The 24,223-nt window shown below is 70.9% G+C and carries 26 protein-coding genes and 4 tRNA genes; 23 read left to right on the top strand and 7 right to left on the bottom strand.

All coding sequences use genetic code 11. The features are described from left to right. Nucleotides 1-304: 304 nt before the first annotated feature. On the bottom strand, nucleotides 305-964 hold the full coding sequence (locus tag ACZ4TR_RS12220) for a histone-like nucleoid-structuring protein Lsr2 (protein WP_465287352.1): 660 nt from the start codon (nucleotides 962-964) through the stop codon (nucleotides 305-307). 88 nt (nucleotides 965-1,052) lie between these two features. Here ACZ4TR_RS12220 and ACZ4TR_RS12215 point away from each other — a divergent pair, with 88 nt between their 5' ends. Beyond that, complete coding sequence (locus tag ACZ4TR_RS12215) at nucleotides 1,053-1,841, top strand: helix-turn-helix domain-containing protein (protein ID WP_465287062.1); 789 nt, start codon at nucleotides 1,053-1,055, stop codon at nucleotides 1,839-1,841. Beyond that, entirely contained in the window at nucleotides 1,807-2,553 is a 747-nt protein-coding gene (locus tag ACZ4TR_RS12210) for an integrase (protein ID WP_465287061.1), read from the top strand. Before ACZ4TR_RS12215 ends, ACZ4TR_RS12210 begins: the two co-directional genes overlap by 35 nt. 49 nt (nucleotides 2,554-2,602) lie before the next feature. Here ACZ4TR_RS12210 and ACZ4TR_RS12205 read toward each other — a convergent pair. The 4 genes from ACZ4TR_RS12205 to ACZ4TR_RS12190 form a co-directional block, all read right to left on the bottom strand. After that, nucleotides 2,603-2,677, bottom strand: a tRNA-Val gene (locus tag ACZ4TR_RS12205). Between the two features lies 1 nt (nucleotide 2,678). Then, nucleotides 2,679-2,749, bottom strand: a tRNA-Cys gene (locus ACZ4TR_RS12200). Between the two features lie 23 nt (nucleotides 2,750-2,772). After that, nucleotides 2,773-2,845: transfer RNA gene (locus ACZ4TR_RS12195), tRNA-Gly, on the bottom strand. Between the two features lie 124 nt (nucleotides 2,846-2,969). Then, nucleotides 2,970-3,395, bottom strand: coding sequence for an SsgA family sporulation/cell division regulator (locus ACZ4TR_RS12190; RefSeq protein ID WP_033293569.1), 426 nt, complete (start codon nucleotides 3,393-3,395; stop codon nucleotides 2,970-2,972). Nucleotides 3,396-3,786: 391 nt separating this feature from the next. On the opposite strand from ACZ4TR_RS12190, the gene ACZ4TR_RS12185 reads away from it, so the two are divergent. The 14 genes from ACZ4TR_RS12185 to ACZ4TR_RS12120 all read left to right on the top strand — a co-directional run bounded on the left by ACZ4TR_RS12185 (nucleotide 3,787) and on the right by ACZ4TR_RS12120 (nucleotide 15,039). After that, nucleotides 3,787-3,858 (top strand) — tRNA-Val (locus tag ACZ4TR_RS12185). Between the two features lie 776 nt (nucleotides 3,859-4,634). Then, on the top strand, nucleotides 4,635-6,164 hold the full coding sequence (locus ACZ4TR_RS12180; RefSeq protein WP_465287060.1) for a sugar transferase: 1,530 nt from the start codon (nucleotides 4,635-4,637) through the stop codon (nucleotides 6,162-6,164). Nucleotides 6,165-6,415: 251 nt separating this feature from the next. Continuing rightward, nucleotides 6,416-7,030, top strand: a complete 615-nt coding sequence (locus ACZ4TR_RS12175; protein ID WP_465287059.1) for a malonic semialdehyde reductase — start codon at nucleotides 6,416-6,418, stop codon at nucleotides 7,028-7,030. A gap of 139 nt (nucleotides 7,031-7,169) precedes the next feature. Continuing rightward, nucleotides 7,170-9,206 (top strand): threonine--tRNA ligase, encoded by a 2,037-nt coding sequence (gene thrS, locus ACZ4TR_RS12170; protein WP_465287058.1) that lies wholly within the window; start codon nucleotides 7,170-7,172, stop codon nucleotides 9,204-9,206. Continuing rightward, entirely contained in the window at nucleotides 9,203-9,745 is a 543-nt protein-coding gene (locus tag ACZ4TR_RS12165) for an HIT family protein (protein ID WP_364527796.1), read from the top strand. The genes thrS and ACZ4TR_RS12165 overlap by 4 nt, the downstream gene beginning before the upstream one ends. Nucleotides 9,746-9,808: 63 nt before the next feature. Continuing rightward, nucleotides 9,809-10,330 (top strand): MarR family winged helix-turn-helix transcriptional regulator, encoded by a 522-nt coding sequence (locus ACZ4TR_RS12160; RefSeq protein ID WP_364527799.1) that lies wholly within the window; start codon nucleotides 9,809-9,811, stop codon nucleotides 10,328-10,330. Between the two features lie 89 nt (nucleotides 10,331-10,419). Continuing rightward, a complete protein-coding gene (pgsA, locus tag ACZ4TR_RS12155; protein WP_465287057.1) occupies nucleotides 10,420-11,046 on the top strand; it encodes a phosphatidylinositol phosphate synthase in 627 nt (208 codons plus the stop codon). Nucleotides 11,047-11,119: 73 nt separating this feature from the next. Next, complete coding sequence (locus ACZ4TR_RS12150; RefSeq protein ID WP_465287056.1) at nucleotides 11,120-12,037, top strand: phosphatidylinositol mannoside acyltransferase; 918 nt, start codon at nucleotides 11,120-11,122, stop codon at nucleotides 12,035-12,037. Nucleotides 12,038-12,055: 18 nt separating this feature from the next. Further along, the gene (locus ACZ4TR_RS12145) at nucleotides 12,056-13,201 is read left to right on the top strand and encodes a glycosyltransferase family 4 protein (protein ID WP_364527833.1); all 1,146 of its coding nucleotides are present in this window, start codon (nucleotides 12,056-12,058) and stop codon (nucleotides 13,199-13,201) included. Further along, a complete protein-coding gene (locus ACZ4TR_RS12140) occupies nucleotides 13,198-13,680 on the top strand; it encodes an NUDIX hydrolase (protein ID WP_465287055.1) in 483 nt (160 codons plus the stop codon). Before ACZ4TR_RS12145 ends, ACZ4TR_RS12140 begins: the two co-directional genes overlap by 4 nt. A 1-nt stretch (nucleotide 13,681) precedes the next feature. After that, nucleotides 13,682-13,954, top strand: coding sequence for a hypothetical protein (locus ACZ4TR_RS12135; protein WP_465287054.1), 273 nt, complete (start codon nucleotides 13,682-13,684; stop codon nucleotides 13,952-13,954). Nucleotides 13,955-13,957: 3 nt separating this feature from the next. Further along, entirely contained in the window at nucleotides 13,958-14,215 is a 258-nt protein-coding gene (locus tag ACZ4TR_RS12130) for a hypothetical protein (protein WP_465287053.1), read from the top strand. A 32-nt stretch (nucleotides 14,216-14,247) separates the two neighbouring features. After that, nucleotides 14,248-14,517, top strand: coding sequence for a hypothetical protein (locus ACZ4TR_RS12125; RefSeq protein WP_465287052.1), 270 nt, complete (start codon nucleotides 14,248-14,250; stop codon nucleotides 14,515-14,517). Between the two features lie 12 nt (nucleotides 14,518-14,529). Then, nucleotides 14,530-15,039 (top strand): XdhC family protein, encoded by a 510-nt coding sequence (locus tag ACZ4TR_RS12120; RefSeq protein WP_465287051.1) that lies wholly within the window; start codon nucleotides 14,530-14,532, stop codon nucleotides 15,037-15,039. Between the two features lie 42 nt (nucleotides 15,040-15,081). Here the strand turns inward: ACZ4TR_RS12120 and ACZ4TR_RS12115 are convergent, their stop codons facing one another. Continuing rightward, nucleotides 15,082-17,190: an elongation factor G-like protein EF-G2 gene (locus ACZ4TR_RS12115; RefSeq protein WP_465287050.1), complete on the bottom strand. Its 2,109-nt coding sequence runs from the start codon at nucleotides 17,188-17,190 to the stop codon at nucleotides 15,082-15,084. Nucleotides 17,191-17,318: 128 nt separating this feature from the next. Between ACZ4TR_RS12115 and ACZ4TR_RS12110 the strand changes: the two genes are divergently transcribed. The 3 genes from ACZ4TR_RS12110 (at nucleotide 17,319) to pdxS (ending at nucleotide 20,787) form a co-directional block, all read left to right on the top strand. After that, entirely contained in the window at nucleotides 17,319-18,761 is a 1,443-nt protein-coding gene (locus tag ACZ4TR_RS12110) for an FAD-binding oxidoreductase (protein WP_465287049.1), read from the top strand. A gap of 32 nt (nucleotides 18,762-18,793) precedes the next feature. Then, the gene (locus ACZ4TR_RS12105; protein WP_465287048.1) at nucleotides 18,794-19,777 is read left to right on the top strand and encodes a DUF5937 family protein; all 984 of its coding nucleotides are present in this window, start codon (nucleotides 18,794-18,796) and stop codon (nucleotides 19,775-19,777) included. Nucleotides 19,778-19,866: 89 nt separating this feature from the next. Beyond that, nucleotides 19,867-20,787 (top strand): pyridoxal 5'-phosphate synthase lyase subunit PdxS, encoded by a 921-nt coding sequence (gene pdxS, locus ACZ4TR_RS12100; protein ID WP_465287047.1) that lies wholly within the window; start codon nucleotides 19,867-19,869, stop codon nucleotides 20,785-20,787. 4 nt (nucleotides 20,788-20,791) lie between these two features. On the opposite strand, the gene ACZ4TR_RS12095 is transcribed toward pdxS, so the two are convergent. Then, nucleotides 20,792-21,355, bottom strand: coding sequence for a helix-turn-helix domain-containing protein (locus ACZ4TR_RS12095; RefSeq protein WP_364527836.1), 564 nt, complete (start codon nucleotides 21,353-21,355; stop codon nucleotides 20,792-20,794). Between the two features lie 69 nt (nucleotides 21,356-21,424). Between ACZ4TR_RS12095 and ACZ4TR_RS12090 the strand changes: the two genes are divergently transcribed. The 4 genes from ACZ4TR_RS12090 to ACZ4TR_RS12075 all read left to right on the top strand — a co-directional run bounded on the left by ACZ4TR_RS12090 (nucleotide 21,425) and on the right by ACZ4TR_RS12075 (nucleotide 24,060). Continuing rightward, complete coding sequence (locus ACZ4TR_RS12090) at nucleotides 21,425-22,117, top strand: AzlC family ABC transporter permease (RefSeq protein ID WP_465287046.1); 693 nt, start codon at nucleotides 21,425-21,427, stop codon at nucleotides 22,115-22,117. Beyond that, nucleotides 22,117-22,437, top strand: coding sequence for an AzlD domain-containing protein (locus ACZ4TR_RS12085; RefSeq protein ID WP_285451107.1), 321 nt, complete (start codon nucleotides 22,117-22,119; stop codon nucleotides 22,435-22,437). The genes ACZ4TR_RS12090 and ACZ4TR_RS12085 overlap by 1 nt, the downstream gene beginning before the upstream one ends. Before the next feature lie 205 nt (nucleotides 22,438-22,642). Next, on the top strand, nucleotides 22,643-23,263 hold the full coding sequence (gene pdxT, locus ACZ4TR_RS12080) for a pyridoxal 5'-phosphate synthase glutaminase subunit PdxT (RefSeq protein ID WP_364525873.1): 621 nt from the start codon (nucleotides 22,643-22,645) through the stop codon (nucleotides 23,261-23,263). Between the two features lie 41 nt (nucleotides 23,264-23,304). Then, nucleotides 23,305-24,060, top strand: coding sequence for a YebC/PmpR family DNA-binding transcriptional regulator (locus ACZ4TR_RS12075; protein ID WP_465287045.1), 756 nt, complete (start codon nucleotides 23,305-23,307; stop codon nucleotides 24,058-24,060). Nucleotides 24,061-24,223 lie beyond the last annotated feature (163 nt).

The following is a 24,223-nucleotide window of genomic DNA, read 5'->3' as shown; positions in this document are numbered from 1 at the left end:
GGGCGTCAGCAGCGTGGCGACGACAATCACTGGTTTCCGACGTCGTTCGCGGCAGTTCACCGGTCGCCCCGTATCCATTGCCGCTCCGCCCACGCGGTCGCGGTGACGCTCCCGGCCGTCAGTAGCCCGGCTGTGCAGATGGCTACCTTCTTCCAGGTATTCAACGCAGCTCCTTATGTCGGCCGAGAGTCCTGTTGGGTGGTGTTGAGTCGGACTTCGACCAGCCAGCCTGAAGTGGTCTGCCGGTGGCACGACCTTGCTGGTGCCGGTCCTGTGATACGTCGGGAACGAGAAGACGATCGAGTTACTTCGCCAGTTCGTCGACGACCCCCGGCCCTCGTGCCCACCGCAGTCGCGTCGATCCGCGAACTTGCTGGCGCCCCGTTCTGAACCGGTGCGTCAGCATCTGAGCGCTCCTCTGGCCACGCGGGTGACGGCGATGTGCAGGGTCCGATCGTCGATCCGGTCCTGCGGCAGGCCGGCTGCTAGCTTGGCGACCTCGGTGAGGCGAACACCCACGACCGGCCGTCCGCGGCCTCTGCGCTGATCGACTGACCGTCCCGGCGGCGCCGGCCACCCCTTTGTCTCCAGGAGGGCCAAACCTCGTTCCGGCTCGCGAGTTTGAGGTCGTATTCGTGTTACCGCCTCGGCGAGATGAGTGGTAAGCCTGGATGACCGACCTCGAAATTCGTCCGTGGTCGGCTACCACATATCCATTTCGCTGAGCCCATTCGCGGATGTCGTGAGCCGCCGTGTAGTTCGTGCCCGCCTCTGCCGATTGCTTCGTCCTGTCACTCGACTGGCCTGCGGCGACCTTGATGCGGCGACCTCCTGTGCGGCGGGCTGCTGCTACGTAAGGCTTGATGGTTGCGCGCAATGTGCCAGAGTTCGCGTCGGATAGGTCGATCTCGTAGGACACGCCGACGGTCTGGTCGGCGCGGCTGCCGTCCGTGTCGTCGGATATCTCGATGGAGATTCCTTTGAGTCGTTGGCACGGTCGCTAGATCGCGGTTGACAGCTCTTGCCGGTGTCGGCATGGATGGCTGTGTGCGGTGGCCAAGGCGGTGCGGGAGGCGGCGCCGGAGCCGCTAGCTGACCCGGATGCGCTGCTGACCGCAGAGCAGGTGGGTGAGTTGCTGCAACTGTCGCCGAGGACCTTGAAAGACCAGGCCGCTGCCGGTGCGTTGCCGCATCACCGGTTCGGCAAGCACTACCGGTGCACCCGCGGGGATGTCGCCGAAATCGTGCAGCTCAGCGCCGAGACGGTGAAGCCTCGGCGGCGGCGGGTGCCGGGACCGGCGAATGGCGAGCCCGTTACAAACGTCCTGAAGGGACGTGGGGAAGCAAGTCGGGATTCCCGACGGAGAAGGCAGCCGAGAACTGGGGGTCGAGCAGGAGGCGCTGATCCGACGGAACCTGTGGCTGGATCCGCGCGATGGCGAGACCCGGTCGAAGACTTTGCCGAGGAGTGGCCAGCGGCCCTGGAGCCGCGGCTGGAGCTGAACACGATCGCGAAGTACCGATCGTTCCTCGACAACCAGCTGCTGCCGCAGTGGAAGGCGTGGCCGCTGGTCGCGATCTTCAATGGCTACGTCGAGATCGAACGCTGGCTCTCCGAACTGCACGAGGACTGTGCCGAGTCGTCGGTATCGTCGTACTTCGCGCTGTTCTCGACAATCCCGGACGGCGAGGTCGTGCAGCACGGGCGGCTCACGCGCGCGCAACTCGACGTGCCACCGCGGTCGAGCCACGCGATCACCGTGCCGTTCCGCCGGCCGGTCCGCCTCGAGCCGGGATCCGAATACTGTGCTGGACGTCTACACCGGCGCCCGATGGGGTGAACTCGTCGAGCAGCAGCGGCACGAGTACGACTCCGAGAAGCGCGGCATCGAGATCCGGACGCCGTTGAAGGAGGTTGGCGGAAGGGTCTACAAAGGAGGCAGGAAGAGTGATGATCATCACTCGGATGGCCGCCAGCGTCCGCCGACGACGCGGGGAAACTCTCGGCCGAAGAAGGGCAGGACCAAAACCCCTGCGGGCACTCGGTTCGTGACACTGCCGCCGGGTATCGCGGTCCTGTACGAAGAGCTGATGGACAGTCATCGGGCGCCGTTCGTGCTGTGCACGCCGGAGGGGCATCCGTGGCGGCGGTCGAACTTCCGGATCCGGTTCTGGCGGCCGGCATGGGACGGCATCGATCTGGACCAGTCGGGGGCGGGGGAGCGGCCTCCGCCGATCCTGCCTACGTTCACGTTCCACGAAGGACGGCACACGCACGCCACCTGGCTGACCGAGGACGGCGTCCCGGAGGTCGCGCGTCGTGCGCGGCTGGGGCAGAAGATGAAGGGCATCGCGCGGGTCTATGACCACGTGACGCCGGCGATGGTGAATCAGATCCTGGACGTCCTGGAAGAACGGTGGCAGCGGTCGCTGGCCGCGTTGTATCCGGGGGAGCGGGCAAAGCTGGTGTCCTGGTTCCCGCACCTGCGGTCCAGGCGGGGCCTGGAACCCGGTCGGGGGGCCATCGCCATTTCATCGCCATCTGACGACTGAAGCCCTGCCCCTCCGGGGAGGGACAGGGCTTCTGACCTGCTAAAACACATGGTGCGCGATACTGGGATTGAACCAGTGACCTCTTCCGTGTCAGGGAAGCGCTCTCCCGCTGAGCTAATCGCGCGAGGTGGAGACGGGATTCGAACCCGTGTACACGGCTTTGCAGGCCGTTGCCTCGCCTCTCGGCCACTCCACCGTGACAGGCTCGAGAGCCTACCGAGCGGATGACGGGATTCGAACCCGCGACCCTCACCTTGGCAAGGTGATGCGCTACCAGCTGCGCTACATCCGCATTCCACCATCCGGCGGGCCGCTCCGGAAGGCCGGGAACCCGTCGCCGTGGTGTGAGAAAACCATATCGGACCCCGAAAACGGCGGCGACACCGGGGTGTCACTCCGCCGTTGCAAGCCTGTCATCAGGCCAGATCGTGGGGGATGAGGTGAGTGAGGGCGTCGTCGACGTCGACCCACAGGTGCTCGTTGCCCGGCAGCACCACGTCGTAGGTGCGGTCGAGGAAGTCGGCCAGCTCCTGGGCGGACGCCTCGAACATGGCGTGCCCGGACGGCGAGTTCAGCTCGATCAGCACGGACTCGGGGTCCTCCACCGACGGGCGGATGCGGACGTCACCGTCACCCGCGTCGGCCAGCAGGCCGTCCGCGAGGAGGTCACGCGCGTACACCCATTCGACCCAGCCGGCCCGGCCCGTGCGGAAGGCGGCGACGACCGCATACGGGTCGCGTGTGTCGTAGCGCAGTTCCACCTTCACCGGAACCGCGGGCGTCCGCGGCGCCAGCAGGTCGAAGACCGCCGTCGAGCGGAGCGTCACGTGATCGTTGCGCATCGTCCTACCCTTCGTCTCCCTTCCCGGCCCGGTCGGCCGAGGGCGTCACCACTGGGACGCATCGGGAGGCCGATTCCGTCGCAGGTGCGCCGCATATCACCCGGACAGGCCCATGGACCCCGTTCGCGCCCGTGGATCACCCCACGACGCGCGGATGACCGGCGCGCCCCGTGTGGGCCCACACCTTCATACTGCGCGGTTTGGTCGCCGGGCGATAGCACCGTCGCACGGATGTCGAACGTGGCGTCGCGCGGCCCCCACCTGCCACAACCCCGGCTAGCTCGGGGTTGTTCGTTCCGTACTCGCCGGTAAGCGGAGTGTGGTCGCCCGAGACCACCCGTTTGCAGGCCCCCGGAAGTCGTACGCTAGTGTTCAGGACAACACCGCGAGCGGGCGATTAGCTCAGCGGGAGAGCGCTTCGTTCACACCGAAGAGGTCACTGGTTCGATCCCAGTATCGCCCACGCGAGAGCTGGATGAGCCCTGTCTGCGGAATGCGCAGACGGGGCTCTCGCTTTTGTGTCCTGTGGGGGTCGAACCCCCACGCCCCCGCCGGGGGCACGCCCCCGGACCCCCGCGAGTGGTCGCGTTGTGATGTTGGCCACCCTTAAGCGGAGTGAACGATCCGCTCGGACCGTCCGTATCTGCTGTCAGGCGCCTTCTTGGGTTGTGCTGTCGACACCTTCGGGTCGCGCCTCTGAAGCTTGGCTTTGCGGCAGCCTTTTGTCGGATGAGCCTTGCCGGAGGCGTGCCTGTGGACGCGGTGGGAGAACTTGTGACGGAAACCTGCTTTTGTGACGATTCGGCGACGAACGTCACGATCTGATCGCCGGGCCGGCGGGTCGTCGTGTACGGGAGCCGTCGTGGTCCACTGTGGACCCGTGGTGGCTGCAGTGTCCACAGTAGAGCCGTGGGTCCCGTTCGGCCGTTCGGAAGAGCGTGGGTCCACCCGGGTGCGGGCATTGCTCCATTGGCTACATTCCGTAGTTTTTGCGGGGATACACCCTCTCACGCATCGTCATGCTCCCGTTATCTTGCGGCCATTTTCTGGCGGGAAAGACGCGCTGCATGTGGCTGGAAATCCTTGTAACGATGCTGAGAGAGTCGCCGATACCTTGCCGTGTGAAGCCCTCCGCGGGCACAGCGCGAGGTTCGAGCCGTGGTGACTGTAAGAAATCACTACCGGTGACGCAGCGTGCTCGCGGACCCCGTTCGATCCCTGGTCCCGGGAGGTCATCAGATGGAAGAGTCGGTGCGGCCGTCGTACACGGTGAGCCAGCCGCCGCCGCACATCGACCTCCAGGCCATACCCCGCCCCACGCGGCAGGACGGCAAGTCGGCCGACGTGGTGACCGGGACCCCGTCCCCCAAGGCGCTGCCCGCGGACTGGGAGGCGAGATACAGAGCCTGGGTCATCGGCAGCGACGTCTTCATCACGCTGCTGGTGATCGCGATCAGCGCGTTCGTCATCGATCGCGTTGCCCCGCACGACATGCACGCCTTCGGCACGATCCTCGCCGTCTTCGTCTCGCTGCCGGTCAGCCGGGCGTGGAGCTCCCGGGTGCTCGGCGAAGGCGCGGAGGAGTACCGCACCCTGGGCCGCGGCTTCATCACCGCGGCCGTCCTGGTCGCCCTGGGCGGCCTGCTGTTCGGCGCGCTCGAGGTCCAGGTGTGGGTGTTCGTCGTCGTCCCGGCGATCGCGCTCGTCGCCTTCCCGCAGCGGTACCTGCTGCGCCAGGTGCTGCACCGCAAGCGCGCCAAGGGACTCTGCCTGCTGCCGGTGATGGCCGCGGGCAGTCCGGAGACCGTCGCCGACCTGATCGCGCGCACCCGGTCCGAGGTGCACGTCGGCTGGCGCGTCGAGGCGGCGTGCACGTTCACCGGGCACGGCGCCGACCGCGACAGCGGCGAGATCGACGGCGTCCCGGTGGTCGGCAGGCTGGAAGAACTGTCGCGGTACGTGCGGCGCGGCGGGTACCGGGTCGTGGCGATCACCGCGGACCAGTACTGGACGCCGAAGCGGCTGCAGCGGCTGGCCTGGGACATGGAAGGCACCGGCGCCGAGATGGTCGTGGCGCCCGTGCTGATGGAGGTCGCCGGCCCGCGGCTCAACGTCACCGGCGTGCTGGGGATGCCGCTGCTGCGCGTCACGGCGCCGATGTTCACCGGCGGCCGACGCGTGGTGAAGGAGATCGTGGACCGGGCGGGCTCGGCGCTCCTGCTGACGCTGCTCTCCCCGCTGCTGCTGGTGATCGCGCTGGCGATCAAGCTGAGCGACCGCGGCCCGGTGATCTACCGCCAGCGCCGCGTCGGCCGCGACGGCGCGACGTTCACCATGCTGAAGTTCCGCACGATGGTCACCAACGCCGACGAGATCAAGCAGGCCCTCGCCGCGGACAACGAGGGGGCGGGGCCGCTGTTCAAGATGAAGCGCGATCCGCGGATCACCCGCGTGGGTGGTTTTCTGCGCCGGTATTCGCTCGACGAGGTGCCCCAGCTGCTCAACGTCGTGTCCGGGAAGATGTCGCTCGTCGGCCCGCGGCCGCCGTTGCCGGAAGAAACCGCGCAGTACGCGCCGGACGCCCGCCGCCGGCTGCTGGTGAAGCCGGGCCTGACCGGGCTCTGGCAGGTGAGCGGCCGCAGCGACCTCACGTGGGCGGAGAGCATCCGACTCGACCTGCGCTACGTCGAGGACTGGTCGCTGGCACTCGACCTGGTGATCCTCTGGAAGACCTTTCGCGCGGTGATGGGCGGTCACGGCGCCTACTGACTCCTTCCGACGACCCGCGCGCGCACCAACGGCCGCCGATCCCCGCCGAGGGGATCGGCGGCCGCGCCGGTTTCACGCCGGGGGAGCCCGCCTGGAGGGTCGGCTCACGTACCTGGACGGTCGGTTCGGGGTGGGTACCCGGTCGGGTGAGGGCGCTTCCCGGTGTGATCCACACAACTGGTTGAGCGCGAAATAGTTCAACGCTCAACCTGGTTGGACGGGGTACTGACCAACGGAAGGAAGCCAGCCCCATGACCACCTTTGCCGAGCAGACCGAAGGCCTCCAGGTCCCCGCGGACGTCCAGAACCTCCTCTTCCGCGAGGCCCGCACGGCCAACAGTTTCAGCTCCGAGCCGGTGACCGAGGAGCAGGTCCGCGCGATCTACGACCTCGTCAAGTGGGCCCCGACCTCGATGAACACCCAGCCGCTGCGGGCGCTGGTGCTCCGGACCGCCGAGGCGAAGGCCCGCCTGCTGCCGCACCTGGCCCCGGGCAACCGGGACAAGACCGAAGCCGCGCCGCTGACCGTCGTGCTCGCCGCGGACGTCGACTTCCACGAGAACATCCCGCAGGTCTTCCCGCACGCCCCGCAGGTGAAGGACAACTTCTCCGACGAGCAGGGCCGCGTCGAGTTCGCCAAGCTGAACTCGCTGCTGCAGGTCGGCTACTTCATCATCGGCGTCCGCGCCGCCGGCCTGGCCGCCGGCCCGATGACCGGCTTCGACGCCCAGGGCGTCGACGACGAGTTCTTCGCGGACAAGAAGTGGCGCTCGCTGGTCGTCGTGAACGTCGGCAAGCCTGGCGAGAACCCCTGGTTCGACCGCCTGCCGCGGCTGGACTTCGACCAGGTCGTCGAAACCCTCTGACCCCCTCCGCCCGATCGGGCAGGCCGCTTCCGGACCCGGAGGCGGCCTGTTCGGCGTTCGCGGACGCGCGTGAGGCGCGCGCGGACCGGCGACTAGCATCGTCGGGGTCATCTCCGTCACTCCAGTCCGAGGAGCCATCGTGTCGCAGTCGCCCCCCGTTTCCCCCGTGGCCACCTCCCGCGTGGTGGTACCGGCGGGCACTACGGCGGGCGCGGCGGTCCGCGAGGCCGGCCTGCCGACCAAGGGCCCGGACACGGTCGTCGTCGTGCGCGACGCCGAGGGCAAGCTGCGCGACCTGGCCTGGGCGCCGGAGTCCGACGCCGAGGTCGAGCCGGTCGCCGCGAACACCGAGGACGGGCGCAGCGTCATCCGCCATTCGGCGGCCCACGTGCTGGCGCAGGCCGTGCAGCAGCAGTTCCCGGCCGCCAAGCTGGGCATCGGCCCGCCGGTGAAGGACGGCTTCTACTACGACTTCGCCGTCGACACCCCGTTCACCCCCGAGGACCTGCAGGCGCTCGAAAAGCGCATGAAGCAGATCGTGAAGGGTGCTCAGCAGTTCTCGCGGCGCGTTTTCGACTCCGTCGACGAGGCCAAGAAGGAATTGGCGGACGAGCCGTTCAAGCTCGAGCTCGTCGACCTCAAGTCCGAAAAGGACACAGTGGACACCTCCGAGGTCATGGAGGTCGGTGAGGGCGAGCTCACCATCTACGACAATCTCGACCCGCGCACCAAGGAACGTGTCTGGAGTGACCTCTGCCGCGGTCCGCACGTGCCGACCACGAAGTTCATCCCCGCCTTCAAGCTGACCCGCGTCGCCGCCGCGTACTGGCGGGGGAGCGAGAAGAACCCGCAGCTGCAGCGGATCTACGGCACCGCCTGGGAGTCGGCCGAGGCGCAGGACGCCTACCTCGAGCGCGTCGCCGAGGCCGAGCGCCGCGACCACCGCAAGCTGGGCGCCGAGCTGGACCTGTTCTCCTTCCCCGAGGAGATCGGCTCCGGCCTGCCCGTGTTCCACCCCAAGGGCGGCATCATCCGCCGGGAGCTGGAGAACTACTCGCGCCGCCGCCACGAGGAGGCCGGCTACGAGTTCGTGAACACCCCGCACATCAGCAAGGGCGAGCTGTTCCACACCTCCGGCCACCTGCCCTACTACGCGGACACGATGTTCCCGCCGGTGCAGTTCGACGAGGAGAACTACTACCTCAAGGCCATGAACTGCCCGATGCACAACCTGATCTTCCGCTCGCGCGGGCGGTCCTACCGCGAGCTGCCGCTGCGGCTGTTCGAGTTCGGCACGGTGTACCGCTACGAGAAGTCGGGCGTGGTGCACGGCCTCACCCGCGTGCGCGGCCTGACAATGGACGACTCGCACATCTACTGCACCAAGGAGCAGATGCCGGGCGAGCTCCGGTCGCTGCTGAAGTTCGTGCTCGACCTGCTGGCCGACTACGGCCTTTCCGACTTCTACCTCGAGCTGTCCACCCGCGGGGACTCCGACAAGTTCATCGGCGAGGACTGGGAGTGGGAGGAGGCCACCGAGACGCTGCGGCAGGCCGCCGTCGACTCCGGCCTCGAGCTGGTCCCGGACCCGGGCGGCGCGGCCTTCTACGGGCCGAAGATCTCGGTGCAGGCCAAGGACGCCATCGGCCGCACCTGGCAGATGTCGACCATCCAGCTGGACTTCAACCAGAACAAGCGGTTCGAGCTCGAGTACACCGCGCCGGACGGCTCGCGCCAGCGGCCGGTGATGATCCACCGCGCGCTGTTCGGCTCGATCGAGCGCTTCTTCGGTGTGCTGACCGAGCACTACGCGGGCGCGTTCCCGGCGTGGCTCGCGCCGGTGCAGGTGGTCGGCATCCCGATCACCGCCGACCAGGTCGGGCACCTGCAGGACATCGAGAAGGCGTTGCGCGCCAAGGGCATCCGTGCGGAGGTCGACGCGAGCGACGACCGCATGCAGAAGAAGATCCGCACGCACACCACGCAGAAGGTGCCCTTCATGCTGCTGGCCGGCGCGAAGGACGTCGAGGCGGGCGCGGTGTCGTTCCGCTTCCGCGACGGCGGCCAGATCAACGGCGTGCCGGTCGACGCGGCGGTGAACGCGATCGCGGACTGGGTCGAGCGCCGCGAGAACGCGTCGCCGTCGGCCGAGGCGCTGGAGACGGTCGTTCGGTGAGTGAGGGTCCCGAACTCGTCGAGCAGCAGGGCGTCGGGGTCCAGGACGCGTTCCAGCGCCTCTGGACCCCGCACCGGATGGCCTACATCAAGGGCCAGGACAAGCCGGAGAACGACGAGGACACCGGCTGCCCGTTCTGCCGCATCCCGTCCCTGGACGACAAGACGGGCCTGATCGTCGCGCGCGGCGAAGCGGTGTACGCGGTGCTGAACCTGTACCCGTACAACCCCGGGCACCTGATGGTGGTGCCGTACCGGCACGTCGCGGACTACACCGAGCTGACGGTGGAAGAGACGCGCGAGGTCGCGGAGTTCACCCAGCACGCGATGAAGGTGATCCGCGCGGTGTCCGGCGCGCACGGGTTCAACATCGGCCTGAACCAGGGCGTGATCGCGGGCGCGGGAATCGCGGCGCACCTGCACCAGCACCTGGTGCCACGGTGGGGCGGGGACGCGAACTTCATGCCGATCATCGGCCAGACGAAGGTGCTGCCGCAATTGCTGGGCGAAACGCGGGACCTGCTGGCCGACGCTTGGTGAAACGCTCGAATGCCGTAATCGGCAAACCCTAATTGAGTGTTCAACCGAGAGTATGATGGGGGTATGTCCGAAACCCGATGGCTCAGCGACGACGAGCAACGCGTCTGGCGTGAGTTCAACGCGGCCACCCGCATGCTCAGCGCACACCTCGAGGGTCAGCTGCAGCACGACTCGGGCATGCCGCACACCTATTACGAAGTCCTCGTGGCGCTCTCGGAAGCCCCCGGCCGCCGGCTGCGGATGAGCGAGCTCGCCGACGCGCGCCAGGCGTCGCGAAGCCGGCTCTCGCACGCCGTCGCGCGGCTGGAAGCCAACGGCTGGGTGCGCCGCGAAGCCTGCCCGACCGACAAGCGCGGTGCCTGGGCCGTGCTGACGGACGCGGGCTTCGCCGCGCTCGAGGCGGCCGCGCCCGGGCACGTCGAGGCCGTCCGCGAGAGCCTCTTCGACCCGCTGACCCCGGAGCAGGTCGCCGCGCTCGGGGAGATCAGCGCCGCGATCCGGCAGCGGCTCTCGCCGAAGTGCGCCGCCGCGCAGGCCGCCGAAGAGGCGCGGGAACACGAGGGCGAGCTCACGAAATCGCGCTGAGCCGGGGCGGCGCGTCGGGTTCGCCCGGCCGGGTCGATAGGCTGCCCTCGCCCACCCGATCCTCGTAGCCAGGTGCCTCAGACGAACCGATGCTCAATATCTTCGCGCGTGCCTCCGTTTCCCGCGTCACCGATCCGATCGGTCAGGCGCTGGTCCGCGCCGGGCTGACCCCGAACGCGATGACCGTGCTCGGCACCGCCGGCGCCGTCGTCTGCGCCCTGGCCTTCTTCCCGAACGGCTACCTGCTCTGGGGCACCTTCACGGTGTGGGGCTTCGCCATGCTCGACCTCCTCGACGGCGCCATGGCCCGCGCCCGCGGCTACGGCACCCCGTTCGGCGCGGTGCTCGACGCCACCTGCGACAGGCTGGTCGACGGCGCGCTGTTCGCCGCGATCGCCTGGTGGTGCTTCGTCGTCGACGACAACCACCCGGCCGCCGCCGCGGCGCTGCTGTGCCTGGTGCTCGCCCAGGTCATCTCGTACGTCAAGGCGCGCGCCGACGCGTCCGGCCTGCCGGTCGACGGCGGGCTCGTCGAACGCGCCGAGCGGCTGATCATCGCCCTGGTCGGCACCGGCCTGCACGGCTTCGGCATCCCGTACACCGTGGACGTGACGCTCTGGCTGCTGGCCGTGCTGTCGGTCATCACCCTGCTGCAGCGCTTCGCCGCCGTGGCGAAGGCGGCCCGCGAAGCCGCCGCCGGGGAGCAACCGGCATGAGCGAGCCTGCGAGCGAATCATCCAACACTGCGCCTTCGGCTCAGGCCGCGCCGAGCGTCAGCGAGGCGTGCGCATGAGCAAGCTGACCGAGCGGTTGAGCGCCTTCGGCTACTCCGCCGGGTGGCGGCTGGCCGGCTGGCTGCCCGCCGGGTTCGGCCGCACGGTGTTCTCGCTCGGCGCGGACCTCGCCGTCCGGCGTGACGGGGGCGGTGTGCGGCAGCTGCGCACCAACCTCGCCCGGGTCGTGCCCCAGGCCGACCCCGTCGAGCTGGACGAGCTGACCCGGCGTGCGATGCGTTCGTACGCCCGGTACTGGCACGAGACGTTCCGGCTGCCGTCGATGGACCAGAAGGAGGTCAGCGGCAAGGTCGCGGCCTCCATCACCGGCGTCGAGAACCTCGACGCGGCCCTCGCCGAGGGCAACGGCGCGGTGATGGCGCTGCCGCACAGCGGGAACTGGGACATCGCCGGCGTCTGGCTGGCCGACTACCTCGGCGGGTTCACCACCGTCGCCGAGCGCCTGAAGCCCGAGTCGCTCTACCGCCGGTTCGTCGAGTACCGCGAGTCGCTCGGCTTCGAGATCGTGCCGTTGACCGGCGACAGCTCGGCGATGCGCGTGCTGCTGAAGCGGCTGCGGGAGAACAAGGCGGTCTGCCTGGTCGGCGACCGCGACCTCACCACCAGCGGCATCCCGGTGAAGTTCTTCGGCGAGCAGGCCCGCTTCCCCGGTGGCCCGGCGCGGCTGGCCGCCACGACCGGCGCCGCGCTGATCCCGGCCGGCTGCTGGTTCACCGAGGACGGCTGGCAGATCCGCCTGCACCCGCGCATCCGCGTCACCGCGCGCGCCGAGGTCGCGGCGGCGACCCAGGCATTGGCGGACATCTTCGCCGGCGACATCGCCGCGCACCCGGCCGACTGGCACATGGTGCAGAAGTTCTGGCCGGCCGACCTGGACGCCGGCGAGCAGGTCAGCCTGGAAGAGGCGAGCTGAGGCGTGGCCACGCGTCCGATGCGGGTCGGGATCGTCTGCCCCTACTCCTTCGACGTCCCCGGCGGGGTCCAGGGGCACGTGATCGACCTGACGAAGGCGCTGCTCGCGCGCGGGCACCAGGTGTCCGTGCTCGCGCCCGCCGACGACGACGCCGACCTGCCGGAGTTCGTGCACCCGGCCGGCAAGGCACTCGGCATCCGCTACAACGGCTCGGTCGCACGGCTGCAGTTCGGCCCGGTGTCCTATGCCCGCGTGCGCCGCTGGATCCGTGACGGCGACTTCGACGTCCTGCACCTGCACGAGCCCGCGGCGCCGAGCCTTTCGCTGCTTGCCCTGCTCATCGCGGACGGCCCGATCGTCGCGACGTTCCACACCGCGACCACGCGTTCGCGCACGCTGTCGGCGTTCCAGCCGGTGCTCCGGCCGCTGCTGGAGAAGATCACCGCGCGGATCGCGGTGTCCGCGCTGGCCCGCCGGGTGCAGGTGGAGCACGCGGGCGGCGACGCCGTGGAGATCCCCAACGGCGTCGACGTCGGCTTCTTCTCCTCGGCGACACCGCTGCCCGGCTACCCGCGGGCCGGCGGCACGGTCGGGTTCGTCGGCCGGTTCGGCGAGCCGCGCAAGGGCATGGGGGTGCTCCTGGAGGCGCTGCGGCGGATCCTGCCGGAGTTCGAGGACCTGCGGCTCGTGGTGGTCGGCCGCGGCGACGAAGACCAGCTGCGCCGGGACGCCGGCCCCGCACTGGCACCGCACCTGGAGCTGCTCGGGCAGGCCGGCGACGACGTCAAGGCCCAGGCGCTGCGCAGCGTCGACGTCTACTGCGCGCCCAACACCGGCGGCGAGAGCTTCGGGATGATCCTCACCGAAGCGATGGCGGCCGGGACCCCGGTGCTGGCCAGCGACCTCGACTCGTTCCGGCGGGTGCTCGACGACGGCCACGCCGGGATGCTCGTCGAGACCGGTGACCCGGCGGCGCTCGCGGACGGGCTGCGCGAGCTGCTCGGCGACCCGGCGCGGCGGGCGTCGCTGGCCGCGGCGGCGGGGGAGCGGGTGACGATGTTCGACTGGTCGGTGGTGGCCACGCAGGTGCTGCGCGTCTACGAGACGGCCGTCGCCGCCGACCCGCGGCGCGTCGCGGCGCCGGAGCGGGAGCCGGCCCGGTGAGCGTGCTCGGCTGGCTGCTGCCGGTCCTGGCGCTGGTCGTCGTGCTGGGCGGGCTCTTCCTGGTGGCGACGGCGAACCGGCTCGACCGGCTGCACGTCCGGATGGACGCGGGCTGGGCCGCGCTCGACGCGGCGTTGGCGCGCCGCGCGGTGGTGGCCCGCGCGGTCGCGGTGGTACTGGGCGACACGGACCTGCGGACGCTGGCCGAGCGCGCCGAGGCGGCCCCGCGGGCCGATCGCGAGGGCGAAGAGAACGAGCTGACGCTGCGGCTGAGCCGCGTCGACCGGACGCGCCTGCCGGCCGAACTGGCCGAGGAGCTGACCGACGCGGAGCACCGGGTGGTGATCGCCCGCCGCGTTCACAACGACGCCGTCCGCGACACGCTGCGGCTGCGCCGGCGGCGGAAGGTGCGGTACTTCCGGCTCGCGGGCACCGCGCCGCTGCCGGAGTACTTCGAGTTCGCCGAACCGGAGGTCTGACGTGTGGTGGGTGGTCGTCGAGGAGCAACGGGGCGCGGGTGATGCGCGCGCCTGGAACGTCACCAAGACGAAGCCGGCGGGCGGCGATCGGGCCCGCGCCGACGAAGTGGCCCGGCAGCTCGCGTTCGAGCACCGGCCGGTGCACCCGTCGTCGGTCAAGGAACGGAAGGTGCTGCGGGTCGGCGACGGCTACCTCGTGATCGCGACCGGCCGCACCGCGGCGTACCACTTCCGCGTGACGCTCGGCGAGACCATCACCGAACCGGCGGGCTGAGGCATGGGCTGGTGGGTGGTCGTCGAGGAGCAACGGGGCACTGGGGACGGCCGGAGCTGGTCGCTGTCGGAGACGTTCCCCTACGGCGACCAGGCGACCGCCGAGGCCGAGGCGCTGCGGCTCGCGCGGGAGTACCAGCCGGCCTACCCGTGGTCGCCGAGGTCGCGGAAGGTGCTGCGCGGCCCCGGCGGGTACCTGGTGGTCGTCGAGGGCCGGACGTCGACGTTCCACTTCCGGTTGAGCGTGCTCGAGGAAATCTGAAACCTCCGGCCGCCCGGCCGCGTCGGAGAGGCATGGGTTCGACGTGGTGGGTGGTCATCGAAGAGCAGGGCGGCACCGGCGACACCCGGGGCTGGTCGGTCGCGGACGCGGTGGGGTACGCCGACCGCGAGACCGCCGCGACGGAAGCGTTCATGCTGGCCAAGCAGCACCGGCCGGTGCGGCCCTTCTCGCCGCAGAAGCGCGTCGTCCTGGAGGTCACCGACGGGTACCTGGTGCTCGTGAAGGGCAAGACCGACCTCTGGCAGTTCCGCGTGACGGTGGGCGAGCAAGCCGGCGGCTGACAGACTGGGCGCATGAGTGAGACCTGCGACGTCGCCCACGGCACGGCGGCGGCCGACCCGGACGTGCGGACCCTGGTGGCGGTGTTCGCGTCGCCGGTTTCGCGGTTCCTGCTGAAGTTCGCGCGGGACCTCGGCTACCACGTGGCGCTGTTCGAGCCGGACGCCGCGCGGGTCACCGACGTGCCCGACGGCTTCGAGGCCGCGACCACGCTGCCGCCTCTGGACGCTTCGGCGGACGTCGTCGTCACCGACCACCACCGGCCCGAGCTCGGCGAGGTGCTGAAGGCCGCGCTCGGCCAGGAGCCCCGGTGGATCGGCGTGCTCGGCAACCCACGGCACCCGGGCCCGCACGTGTCCGCGCTGCAGGGACTCGGCGTGGCGGAGGCCGACATCGCCCGGGTGCACCGGCCGGTCGGGCTCAACATCGGCTCGCGGACGCCGCCGGAGATCGCGCTGGCCACGCTCGCCGGCCTGCTGGCCGACCGCAACGACCGCCCGGGCGGCTTCGACTTCGGCTCATGACCGCCGATGTCCCGTGGTGCTTCGTTTCCTGCCCCGCGCGAGCTAGTGGACCGCCATCCCTTCCGGCATCGGCTCGAACCTCGCGTGCCGGCGGGTGAAGGTCGCCGTGCCCGAGGTCATCGAACGCAGGTCGATCAGGTACCGGAGCAGCTCCGTCGCCGGGACCTCGGCCCGGATCACCGTCCGCCCGCCGTCGCCGGCTTCGGTGCCCAGCACCCGGCCGCGCCGGGACGACAGGTCGCCGAGCACCGTGCCGAGGTGCTCGTCCGGCAGCCGGATCGCCACCTCCTCCAGGGGCTCCAGCATCGTGATGTGCCCGCTCGCCGCGGCCTCCCGCACCGCGAGCGCGCCCGCGGTCTGGAACGCCGCGTCCGACGAGTCGACGCTGTGCGCCTTGCCGTCGACCAGCGTCACCTTCACGTCGACCACCGGGTGCCCGTCGGCGAGTCCCCGCTGCAGCTGGGCTCGCACGCCCTTCTCCACGCTCGGGATGAACTGGTGCGGCACCGACCCGCCCACGACCTTGTCGACGAACTGGAACCCGCCGCCGCGAGGCAGCGGCTCGATCTCGATGTCGCAGACGGCGAACTGGCCGTGCCCGCCGGACTGCTTCACGTGCCGTCCGTGGCCCTTGGCCGGTTTGGCGAAGGTCGCGCGCAGGCTGACCTTCACCGGTTCGGTGTCGACGTCCGCGCCGCCCGCCCGCAGCCGCGAGAGGACGACGTCCGCGTGGGCCTCGCCCATGCACCACAGCACCAGCTGGTTCGTCTCGGCGTTGCGGTCGAGCCGCAGCGTCGGGTCGCCGGCGACCAGGCGGGAAAGGTTGCGGGCCAACGTGTCCTCGTCGCTGCGGGTCTTCGCGACCACGGCGACCGGCAGCAGCGGCTCCGGCATCGCCCACGGCTCCATCAGCAGCGGCTCTTCCGGCGAAGAGACGGTGTCGCCGGTCTCCGCCGAGCCGACCTTCGTCAGCGCGCAGAGGTCGCCCGCGACGCAGTAGGGCACTTCCCGCAGGTTCGCGCCGAGCGGGGAGTAGAGGTGCGCGACGCGCTCGTCGGCGTCGTGGTCCTCGTGCCCGCGTTCGGCGAGGCCGTGCCCGGACACGTGCACCGGCCGCTCCGGCCGCAGCGTCCCGGAAAAGACCCGGACGAGGGACACCCGGCCGACGTAGGAGTCGACGGCCGTCCGGACGACCTCCGCGGCGAGGGGGCCCGCGGGGTCGGCGGTGAGGGCGGTGTGCGCCGCGCCGTCCGGCGTGGTGACGTCGGGTGGCTCGTGCTCGAGGGGGGAGGGGAACGCCCGGACGATCCCGTCGAGCACCTCGGCCAGGCCGATCCCGCTGGTCGCGCAGACCGGGATGACCGGGTGGAACGACCCGCGCGCGACGGCGGTCTCGAGGTCGGAGATGAGGGTGTCCTCGGCGATGTCCTCGCCGGCGAGGTAGCGGTCCATCAGGGACTCGTCCTCGCTCTCGGCGATGATCCCTTCGATCAGCTCGTTGCGGGCCTCGGCCATCCGCTCGAGGTCGGCCGGGTCGGGTTCGCCGATCCGGGGCGGGTGCCCGCCCGAATAGTCGAAGTACCGCTGGGTGATCAGCCCGACCAGGCCGTCGCCCGCGGGCAGGTACAGCGGCAGCACGCCGTCGCCGAACGCGGCCCGGCAGGCGGCGATCTCGGCCATCGCGTCGGCCCGGTGGTGATCCAGCCGCGAGACGACGACCGCGCGCGGCATGCCGACGGCGGCGCACTCCTCCCACACCGCGACCGTCGCCGCGTCGACGCCTTCGGCGGCGCAGACGACGAACAGCGCGGCGTCGGCCGCGCGCAGCCCCGCCCGCAGCTCCCCGACGAAATCGGCGTACCCGGGCGTGTCGATCAGGTTGATCTTGTGGCCCTGGTGCAGCACCGGCGCCACCGAGAGGCCGACCGAACGCTGCTGGCGGACGGCCGCGGGGTCGTGGTCGCACACCGTCGTCCCGTCGACCACCGAACCCGCGCGCGGGACGGTGCCGGACGCCGCGAGGAGGGCCTCCGTGAGGGTCGTCTTCCCGGAGCCGGAAGGGCCGACGAGCACCACGTTGCGGACCTTCGCGGGGTCGTCCACAGCGACGGCGGCCCCGGTGCCGGCGTTCTTGGCCTGTTTGTCTACCATGACGACTCCTCGGCGAACGGCTCGGGTACGGGATGTGTCCTCGATCACACACCCGCTACCCTGGTCACGGCAAGGCGGGGCTTCCGGGACCAGCCGAATGCCCGGGGGAGCGTAGGCGGGGGAGCGGCATGGACAGGCGTACTTTCTTGCGGATCTCCGGAGCGGTGCCGGCGGCGGGCCTGGCGGGGTGGCCGCCGCCGGACGACTGGGAGCGGCTGCGACGGCGGCTTACCGGGCCGCTGTTCCGGCCGGGCGACCCGGGCTACTCCGAGGCCAAGCAGGGCTTCTTCACCATGTACGACGACCGGGCGCCGGCGGCCGTGGTCGGCGCGGCGCGCGTCGAGGACGTCCAGGCGGCCGTGGGCTTCGCGGCCCGGCACCGGCTGCCGGTCGCCGCGCGCGGCGGCGGGCACAGCTACCCCGGCTACTCCACAGTGGATGGTGGGATCGTCGTGGACCTGAGCCGGTTTTCGGGGATCGAAGCGGGTTCCGCCGGCCGGGCGGTGATCGGCGCCGGCGCCCGGCTGGGCCCGATCGCGACGACGCTCGCGGCGGCGGGCCGGGTGCTGCCGGCGGGCAGCTGCGGCACGGTCGGCATCGCCGGGCTCGCCCTCGGCGGCGGGGTCGGCGTACTCGACCGGAAGTACGGGCTGACGTGTGACCACCTCGAGGCGGCGCGGATCGTCACGGCCGACGGCCGGGTCCGCACGGTGTCGGCGACCGCGGAGCCCGACCTCTTCTGGGCGCTGCGCGGCGGGGGCGGCGGCAACTTCGGGATCGTCACCGGCTTCACCTTCCGGACGGTGCCGATCGCGGACGTCGCCACCTTCGCCCTCGAGTTCCCGCCGGCCGCCGGGGCCGCACTGCTGGCCGCGTGGCAGGAGTGGCAGCCGGCGGCGCCGGACGAGCTGTGGTCGGGCATGGGGCTGGCCTGGAACGAGGCCACGCTCGGCGGCACGTTCCTCGGGCCCCGGGCCCGGATGCACGCCCTGCTCGAGGACCTCGTCCGCCGGGTCGGCACCGCGCCGACGAAGTGGACCGAGGACGTCCAGGACCACCTGAAGGCCATGCGGTCGTTCGACGACCAGGAGTCGCGGGCGTCGGCGGCCGCGGACCGGGGCACGTACATCGGCACGTCGCGGATGCTGACCCGGCCGCTCGCCGACCCGGGCGCGGTGGTCGAAGTGCTCACCCGGGACCCGGGCGTCCGCACGATCGTGGACTCGGGCGGCGGCGCCATCGCGCGGGTCGGCGCCCGCGAGACCGCGTTCCCGTACCGGACGGCGCTCGCCAGCTTCCAGTTCCTGCACGGCGCGGCGCCCGCGGACGGCGGCGAGGCGGGCGCACGGCGCTCGCTCGCCGCCGTGCGCGACGGCCTCGGGCCGGAGTTCGGCACGACCGGCTACGTCAACTACCTCGACCCGGAGATGCCGGACTGGGCCGAGGCATATTACGGAGTGAACCTGCCCCGGCTGCGCACTGTCGCCCGAAAGTATGACCCGCGAGGAATTTTCGCTTTCCCGCAAGGGCTTTCGGCGCCCCGCTCGACTGTCCACATCGGAGAGACCTAGACTGCGCCGAACCGAGGGCAGAGGGGCAGCGCGTGCTCGACCTGGCATTCTCCACGGAGGACCTGGCGCACACCCGGTTCGCGTTCTCCCCGGCGTGGGAGATCGTGGCGAGCGTCCGCGTCCTGAACCGGCCGGGGGAGCACGCCCTGCACCTGCCGTGGGTCAAGCGCGCCACCGCGGCGCTCGAGGAGGCCGGCCTCGACATCGGGCTGCTGCGCGACCTCGTCCCGCTGCGGCACCTGCCCGGCTTCCTGGCCGGCACGCCGTCGACACCGGTGCCCGACCTCGCCGACGAGCTCGCCGACCTGCGTGACGTGCCCGCCCGCGTCGTCCGGCGCGAGCTGGACGGGATGGCCGGGCCGCGCACGCCGGCCCTCAACCGTTTTCACCGGGACCCGGAGGCCGGTCTCGAGCGGCTCGCGGCGCTGATGGAGGAGTACTGGGCCCTGGTGCTCGCCCCGGACTGGCCGCGGATCCGCGCGCTGCTCGAGGCCGACGTGCTGCACCGGTCGCGGCTGCTGGCCCAGGGCGGGGCGGCCGAGCTGTTCAACGACCTCACCCCGCTGGTCCGCTGGCAGGCCGGCACGCTCACGGTCGCGCACCGCCACCTGCACGCGGCCGTGCCGCTCGACGGGCGGGGCCTGGTGCTGGTGCCCTCGGCGTTCGTCTGGCCGCGGGTGTTCTCCAAGACCGACCCGCGGTGGCAGCCGGTGCTGCGCTACCCGCCGCGCGGGATCGCGACGCTGTGGGAGACCGGCACCGCCGTCGCGCCCGGGGCGCTGGCCGCCGTGGTGGGCCGCGGCCGGGCCATGCTGCTGGCCGAGCTGACCGCACCGGCGTCCACTTCCGAGCTCGCCCGCCGGACCCGGCTCAGCGCCGGGGCGGTGTCGCAGCACCTCGGCGTCCTCAAGGCCGCGGGCCTGGTCAGCGGGCACCGTGCCGGACGTCACGTCCTCTACGCGCGCACGCGGGCCGCGGAAGTCCTGGTCGAGGGCGTACCGGAAGTGGACTGCTGAGATAGCCGTGTACTGGCCTGCTTGAAGGGTCCACCGCCGACCTACGCTCGGATTCGTCACCCCCGTTCTCCCTGTGGAAAGGCCCCGTCGTGTCCGAGCAGCAGACCACCGCCAGTGGCACCGTCCAGTCCGTCACCGGAACCGCCAAGGTGAAGCGCGGCATGGCCGAGATGCTCAAGGGCGGCGTGATCATGGACGTGGTCACCGCCGAGCAGGCCAAGATCGCCGAAGACGCCGGCGCGGTCGCGGTGATGGCGCTCGAGCGAGTGCCCGCCGACATCCGCGCGCAGGGCGGCGTCGCGCGGATGAGCGACCCCGACCTGATCGACGGCATCATCGAAGCCGTCTCGATCCCGGTGATGGCCAAGGCCCGCATCGGCCACTTCGTCGAGGCGCAGGTGCTGCAGTCCCTCGGCGTGGACTACGTCGACGAGTCCGAGGTGCTCACCCCGGCCGACTACGCCAACCACATCGACAAGTGGGCGTTCACCGTCCCCTTCGTCTGCGGCGCGACCAATCTGGGCGAGGCGCTGCGCCGGATCACCGAGGGCGCGGCGATGATCCGCTCCAAGGGCGAGGCCGGTACCGGTGACGTCTCCAACGCCACCACGCACATGCGGCAGATCCGCGGCGAGATCCGCAAGCTGACTTCGCTGCCCGAGGACGAGCTGTTCGTCGCGGCCAAGGAGCTGCAGGCGCCGTACGAGCTGGTCCGCGAGGTGGCGCGGGCCGGGAAGCTGCCGGTGGTGCTGTTCACCGCGGGCGGCATCGCCACCCCGGCCGACGCGGCGATGATGATGCAGCTCGGCGCCGAGGGCGTGTTCGTCGGCTCCGGCATCTTCAAGTCCGGCAACCCGGCCCAGCGCGCCGCGGCGATCGTCAAGGCGACGACCTTCCACGACGACCCGGACGTCCTCGCGAAGGTCTCGCGCGGCCTGGGCGAGGCCATGGTCGGCATCAACGTCGAGGACGTGCCGGAGCCGCACCGCCTGGCCGAGCGCGGCTGGTGACTTCCTAGATGTATTCGGAGATCTCGACGCCGTAGGTTCCCGGCTCGAGGGCTTCGAAGATGTGCGGGACGTCGCCCGGGTAGGAGATGTAGTCGCCGGGGTTCAGCTCCTCCGGCGCCTCCACCAAGCCCACCCGGGCGCGTCCCGCGCACAGCACGATGTGCTCCATCACGCCGGTCATGTGCGGGTCGGACCGCCGCGGCGTACCGGGTTCCGCGCGGATGAGGTACATGTCCCGCCGCGCGGACGGGGGGCAGGCCGACAGCAGCGTGCACGCGTAGTCGGCGTGCTCGGCGAAGACCGTCGGGCCCTTCCCTGCGCGGATGACGCGGACCTTCGGCCGCTCCGGCTCGACGAGCCGGGAGAACGGCACGTCGAGGGCGACGCCGAGCGCCCACAGCGTCTCGACGCTGGGGTTGCCGGTGCCGGACTCGAGCTGGGAGAGCGTCGACTTGGCCAGGCCGGCGCGGCGCGCGACCTCGGTCAGGGACAAGCCCGCGCGGGTGCGTTCCCGGCGCAGGGACGCCGCGATGATCTCGAGGGGCGCGCCCGTCGTTTCCTGCGACATTGCTGTTCGCTCCATCGGTCGTTCCGTTCGCCTTGACGAACACGGGGCCTTGCGTTCACCATAGAACACATGCGTTCGATCTGGCGAACACTCGATCGGGGCCTCGCCCGCGACATCGGCCTGGTCTGCCTGGCCGATTGTCTCGTGGGCGTGTCCTACGGGGCCATCGCGGTGAGTTCCGGTTTCCCGTTCTGGCTGCCGATGCTGATGTCGGTGCTGGTCTTCGCCGGCGCGTCCCAGTTCATGTTCGTCGGGATCGTGGCCGCGGGCGGCAACCCGTTCGCGGCGGTGCTGGCCGGGCTGCTGGCCAACGCGCGGCACCTGCCGTTCGGTTTCGCGATCGGCGACGTGCTGGGCAAGCGGTGGTCCGCCCGGCTGGCCGGCAGCCACCTGATGATCGACGAGTCGGTCGCGTTCGCCCTGGCCCAGCGCGAGGCCGACCGCCGCCGCGCGGCGTACTGGGCGTGCGGGATCGGGCTGTTCGCCTGCTGGAACCTCGGCGTGGTCGCCGGTGCGTTCGCCGGGTCCGTCATCAGCGACACCGACGTGTTCGGCCTGGATGCGGCCTTCCCGGCGGTGCTGCTGGCGCTGGTCCTGCCGTCCTTGCGCGACCGCGCGTCACGGCTGCCGGTGCTGGTGGGAGTGGTGGTCGCGCTGGCCGCGACGCCGTTCCTGCCGGCCGGGCTGCCGGTGCTGCTGGCCCTGGCCGGTGTCGTGACCGGGGTCGCGGCGAAGGAGCCGCAACTGCAGGAGGCCGGCTGATGGACGGGGTGGAGCTGCTGGTCGGCACGGTGGTGCTGGCGCTGGGGACGTTCGCGTTCCGGTTCGCCGGGCCGGTGCTGCGCAGCCGGGTGAAGCTGTCTCCGCGCGCGGAGAGGCTGATGGCCCTGGCGGCGGTGGTCCTGCTGGCGGCGCTGGTGGCAGTGAGCGCGTTGACGGAGGGCCACGGGTTCGCGGGCTTCGCCCGGCCGGCGGGGGTGCTGGTCGCGGGGGTGCTGGCGTGGCGGAAGGCCCCGTTCGTGCTGGTGGTGGTGGCCGCCGCGGCGACGGCGGCGCTGCTCAGGCTCGCCGGAGTCCCCTGAGGCTCCCGCGGTTGCCCGGCGCCCCAATGTGGCGTTGGTTGCGTCGGACGCACCCAATGTGGCGTTCGGTGCGTGAGACGCACCGAACGCCACATTGGGGCGCTTGGGGCGCTTGGAGCGCTGAGGTCCGGCGACCGAGCTGACCTGCCGGGTAGGCGGGTAAGGAGGGCGTCTAGGCTGGTGGGAAGGTCTTTCGGGAGGTCGGGTGTCGTCGGAGCCGGTCATCGGTGTGCTTGCCATGCAGGGTGCTGTGCGCGAGCACGTCGCCATGCTGGAAGACGCCGGCGCGCGGGCCAAGCCGGTGCGCCGGGCCGCTGAACTGTCCGAAGTGGATGGTCTGGTGCTGCCCGGTGGCGAGTCGACCACCATGTCGCGGCTGCTCGAAACTTTCGAGCTGCTGGAACCACTGCGGGCGCGGATCGCCGACGGACTGCCCGCCTTCGGGTCGTGCGCCGGGATGATCCTGCTCGCGCGGCAGACCCTCGACGGGCGGCCGGACCAGCAGCAGCTCGGCGGGCTCGACGTCGTCGTCCGGCGCAACGCCTTCGGCAGGCAGGTCGACTCCTTCGAAGCCGACCTCGACTTCGCCGAGGTGGACGAGGGGCCGGTGCACGCGGTGTTCATCCGGGCCCCGTGGGTCGAGAAGGCCGGTGACGGCGTCGAGGTGCTGGCCACGGTCAGCGGCGTGCCCGGCGTGGGAGACGAGACCGCTAGGATCGTCGCGGTCCGGCAGGGGGCGGTGCTGGCGACCGCGTTCCACCCGGAGCTGACGCCCGACGTGCGGGTGCACCGGCTGTTCGTCGACCTCGTGCGGAAGGCTTCCTGAGACGCGGTGCCCGGCCGGGGTACGGAACAGATGGAGGAGAGATGAGCGGCCACTCCAAGTGGGCCACCACGAAGCACAAGAAGGCCAACCTCGACGCGAAGCGCGGCAAGCTCTTCGCGCGGTTGATCAAGAACATCGAGGTGGCCGCGCGGACCGGCACCGGGGGTGGCGACCCGGATGGCAACCCCACGCTCTACGACGCCATCCAGAAGGCGAAGAAGAACTCGGTCCCGCAGGGCAACATCGAGCGCGCCCGCAAGCGCGGCGCCGGTGAAGAGGCCGGGGGCGCCGACTGGCAGAACATCACGTACGAGGGCTACGGCCCCAACGGCGTGGCGGTGCTGATCGAGTGCCTCACCGACAACAAGAACCGCGCCGCGATGGAGGTCCGCACCGCGCTCACGCGCAACAACGGCTCCCTCGCCGACCCGGGCTCGGTCGCCTACATGTTCACCCGCAAGGGCGTCGTGATCATGCCGAAGGGCGACGCGTCGGAGGACGACGTCCTCATGGCGGTCCTCGACGCGGGCGCCGAAGAGGTCAACGACCTCGACGAGAGCTTCGAGATCGTCTCGGAGGGCGGCGACCTGGTCCCGGTGCGCAAGGCACTGCAGGAGGCCGGCTTCGAGTACGAGTCGGCCGAGCTGACGTTCCTCCCGTCGGTCAGCGTCCCCCTGGACGCGGACGGCGCGAAGAAGGTGTTCAAGCTGATCGACGCCCTCGAAGACTGCGACGACGTCCAGAACGTCTACGCGAACTTCGATGTGTCCGACGAGGTGCTCGCCGAAGTCGGCTGACGTCGAGGCCGGGAGTCGCGCCGAAGGCCGCCAGGGGGCAGGGTCCTCGTGGCGGCCTTCGCGCTGTCCTGTGGCGGAGGTGGGTGCGTGCATGCCGGAGTCGGGTACTTCGGCGGTGAAGAACGTCTACGCACTGCGTAACCGTCCATGTGTCGGACGAGGT

The organism is Amycolatopsis sp. NPDC028719, assembly GCF_055565395.1.
The sequence above is the reverse complement of the archived record's forward strand: the minus strand, read 5'-3'. Positions and strand labels throughout refer to the sequence as shown.

Bases quoted from the DNA above. Each gene is read 5' to 3' on its own strand.
- ACZ4TR_RS12190 (WP_033293569.1), bottom strand. From the start codon at position 3,395: ATGCGCAACGATCACGTGACGCTCCGCTCGACGGCGGTCTTCGACCTG.
- ACZ4TR_RS12180 (WP_465287060.1), top strand. From the start codon at position 4,635: ATGGAAGAGTCGGTGCGGCCGTCGTACACGGTGAGCCAGCCGCCGCCG.
- ACZ4TR_RS12175 (WP_465287059.1), top strand. From the start codon at position 6,416: ATGACCACCTTTGCCGAGCAGACCGAAGGCCTCCAGGTCCCCGCGGAC.
- ACZ4TR_RS12160 (WP_364527799.1), top strand. From the start codon at position 9,809: ATGTCCGAAACCCGATGGCTCAGCGACGACGAGCAACGCGTCTGGCGT.
- pgsA (WP_465287057.1), top strand. From the start codon at position 10,420: ATGCTCAATATCTTCGCGCGTGCCTCCGTTTCCCGCGTCACCGATCCG.
- ACZ4TR_RS12150 (WP_465287056.1), top strand. From the start codon at position 11,120: ATGAGCAAGCTGACCGAGCGGTTGAGCGCCTTCGGCTACTCCGCCGGG.
- ACZ4TR_RS12145 (WP_364527833.1), top strand. From the start codon at position 12,056: ATGCGGGTCGGGATCGTCTGCCCCTACTCCTTCGACGTCCCCGGCGGG.
- ACZ4TR_RS12130 (WP_465287053.1), top strand. From the start codon at position 13,958: ATGGGCTGGTGGGTGGTCGTCGAGGAGCAACGGGGCACTGGGGACGGC.
- ACZ4TR_RS12125 (WP_465287052.1), top strand. From the start codon at position 14,248: ATGGGTTCGACGTGGTGGGTGGTCATCGAAGAGCAGGGCGGCACCGGC.
- ACZ4TR_RS12120 (WP_465287051.1), top strand. From the start codon at position 14,530: ATGAGTGAGACCTGCGACGTCGCCCACGGCACGGCGGCGGCCGACCCG.
- ACZ4TR_RS12115 (WP_465287050.1), bottom strand. From the start codon at position 17,190: ATGGTAGACAAACAGGCCAAGAACGCCGGCACCGGGGCCGCCGTCGCT.
- ACZ4TR_RS12110 (WP_465287049.1), top strand. From the start codon at position 17,319: ATGGACAGGCGTACTTTCTTGCGGATCTCCGGAGCGGTGCCGGCGGCG.
- ACZ4TR_RS12095 (WP_364527836.1), bottom strand. From the start codon at position 21,355: ATGTCGCAGGAAACGACGGGCGCGCCCCTCGAGATCATCGCGGCGTCC.
- ACZ4TR_RS12090 (WP_465287046.1), top strand. From the start codon at position 21,425: ATGCGTTCGATCTGGCGAACACTCGATCGGGGCCTCGCCCGCGACATC.
- ACZ4TR_RS12085 (WP_285451107.1), top strand. From the start codon at position 22,117: ATGGACGGGGTGGAGCTGCTGGTCGGCACGGTGGTGCTGGCGCTGGGG.
- ACZ4TR_RS12075 (WP_465287045.1), top strand. From the start codon at position 23,305: ATGAGCGGCCACTCCAAGTGGGCCACCACGAAGCACAAGAAGGCCAAC.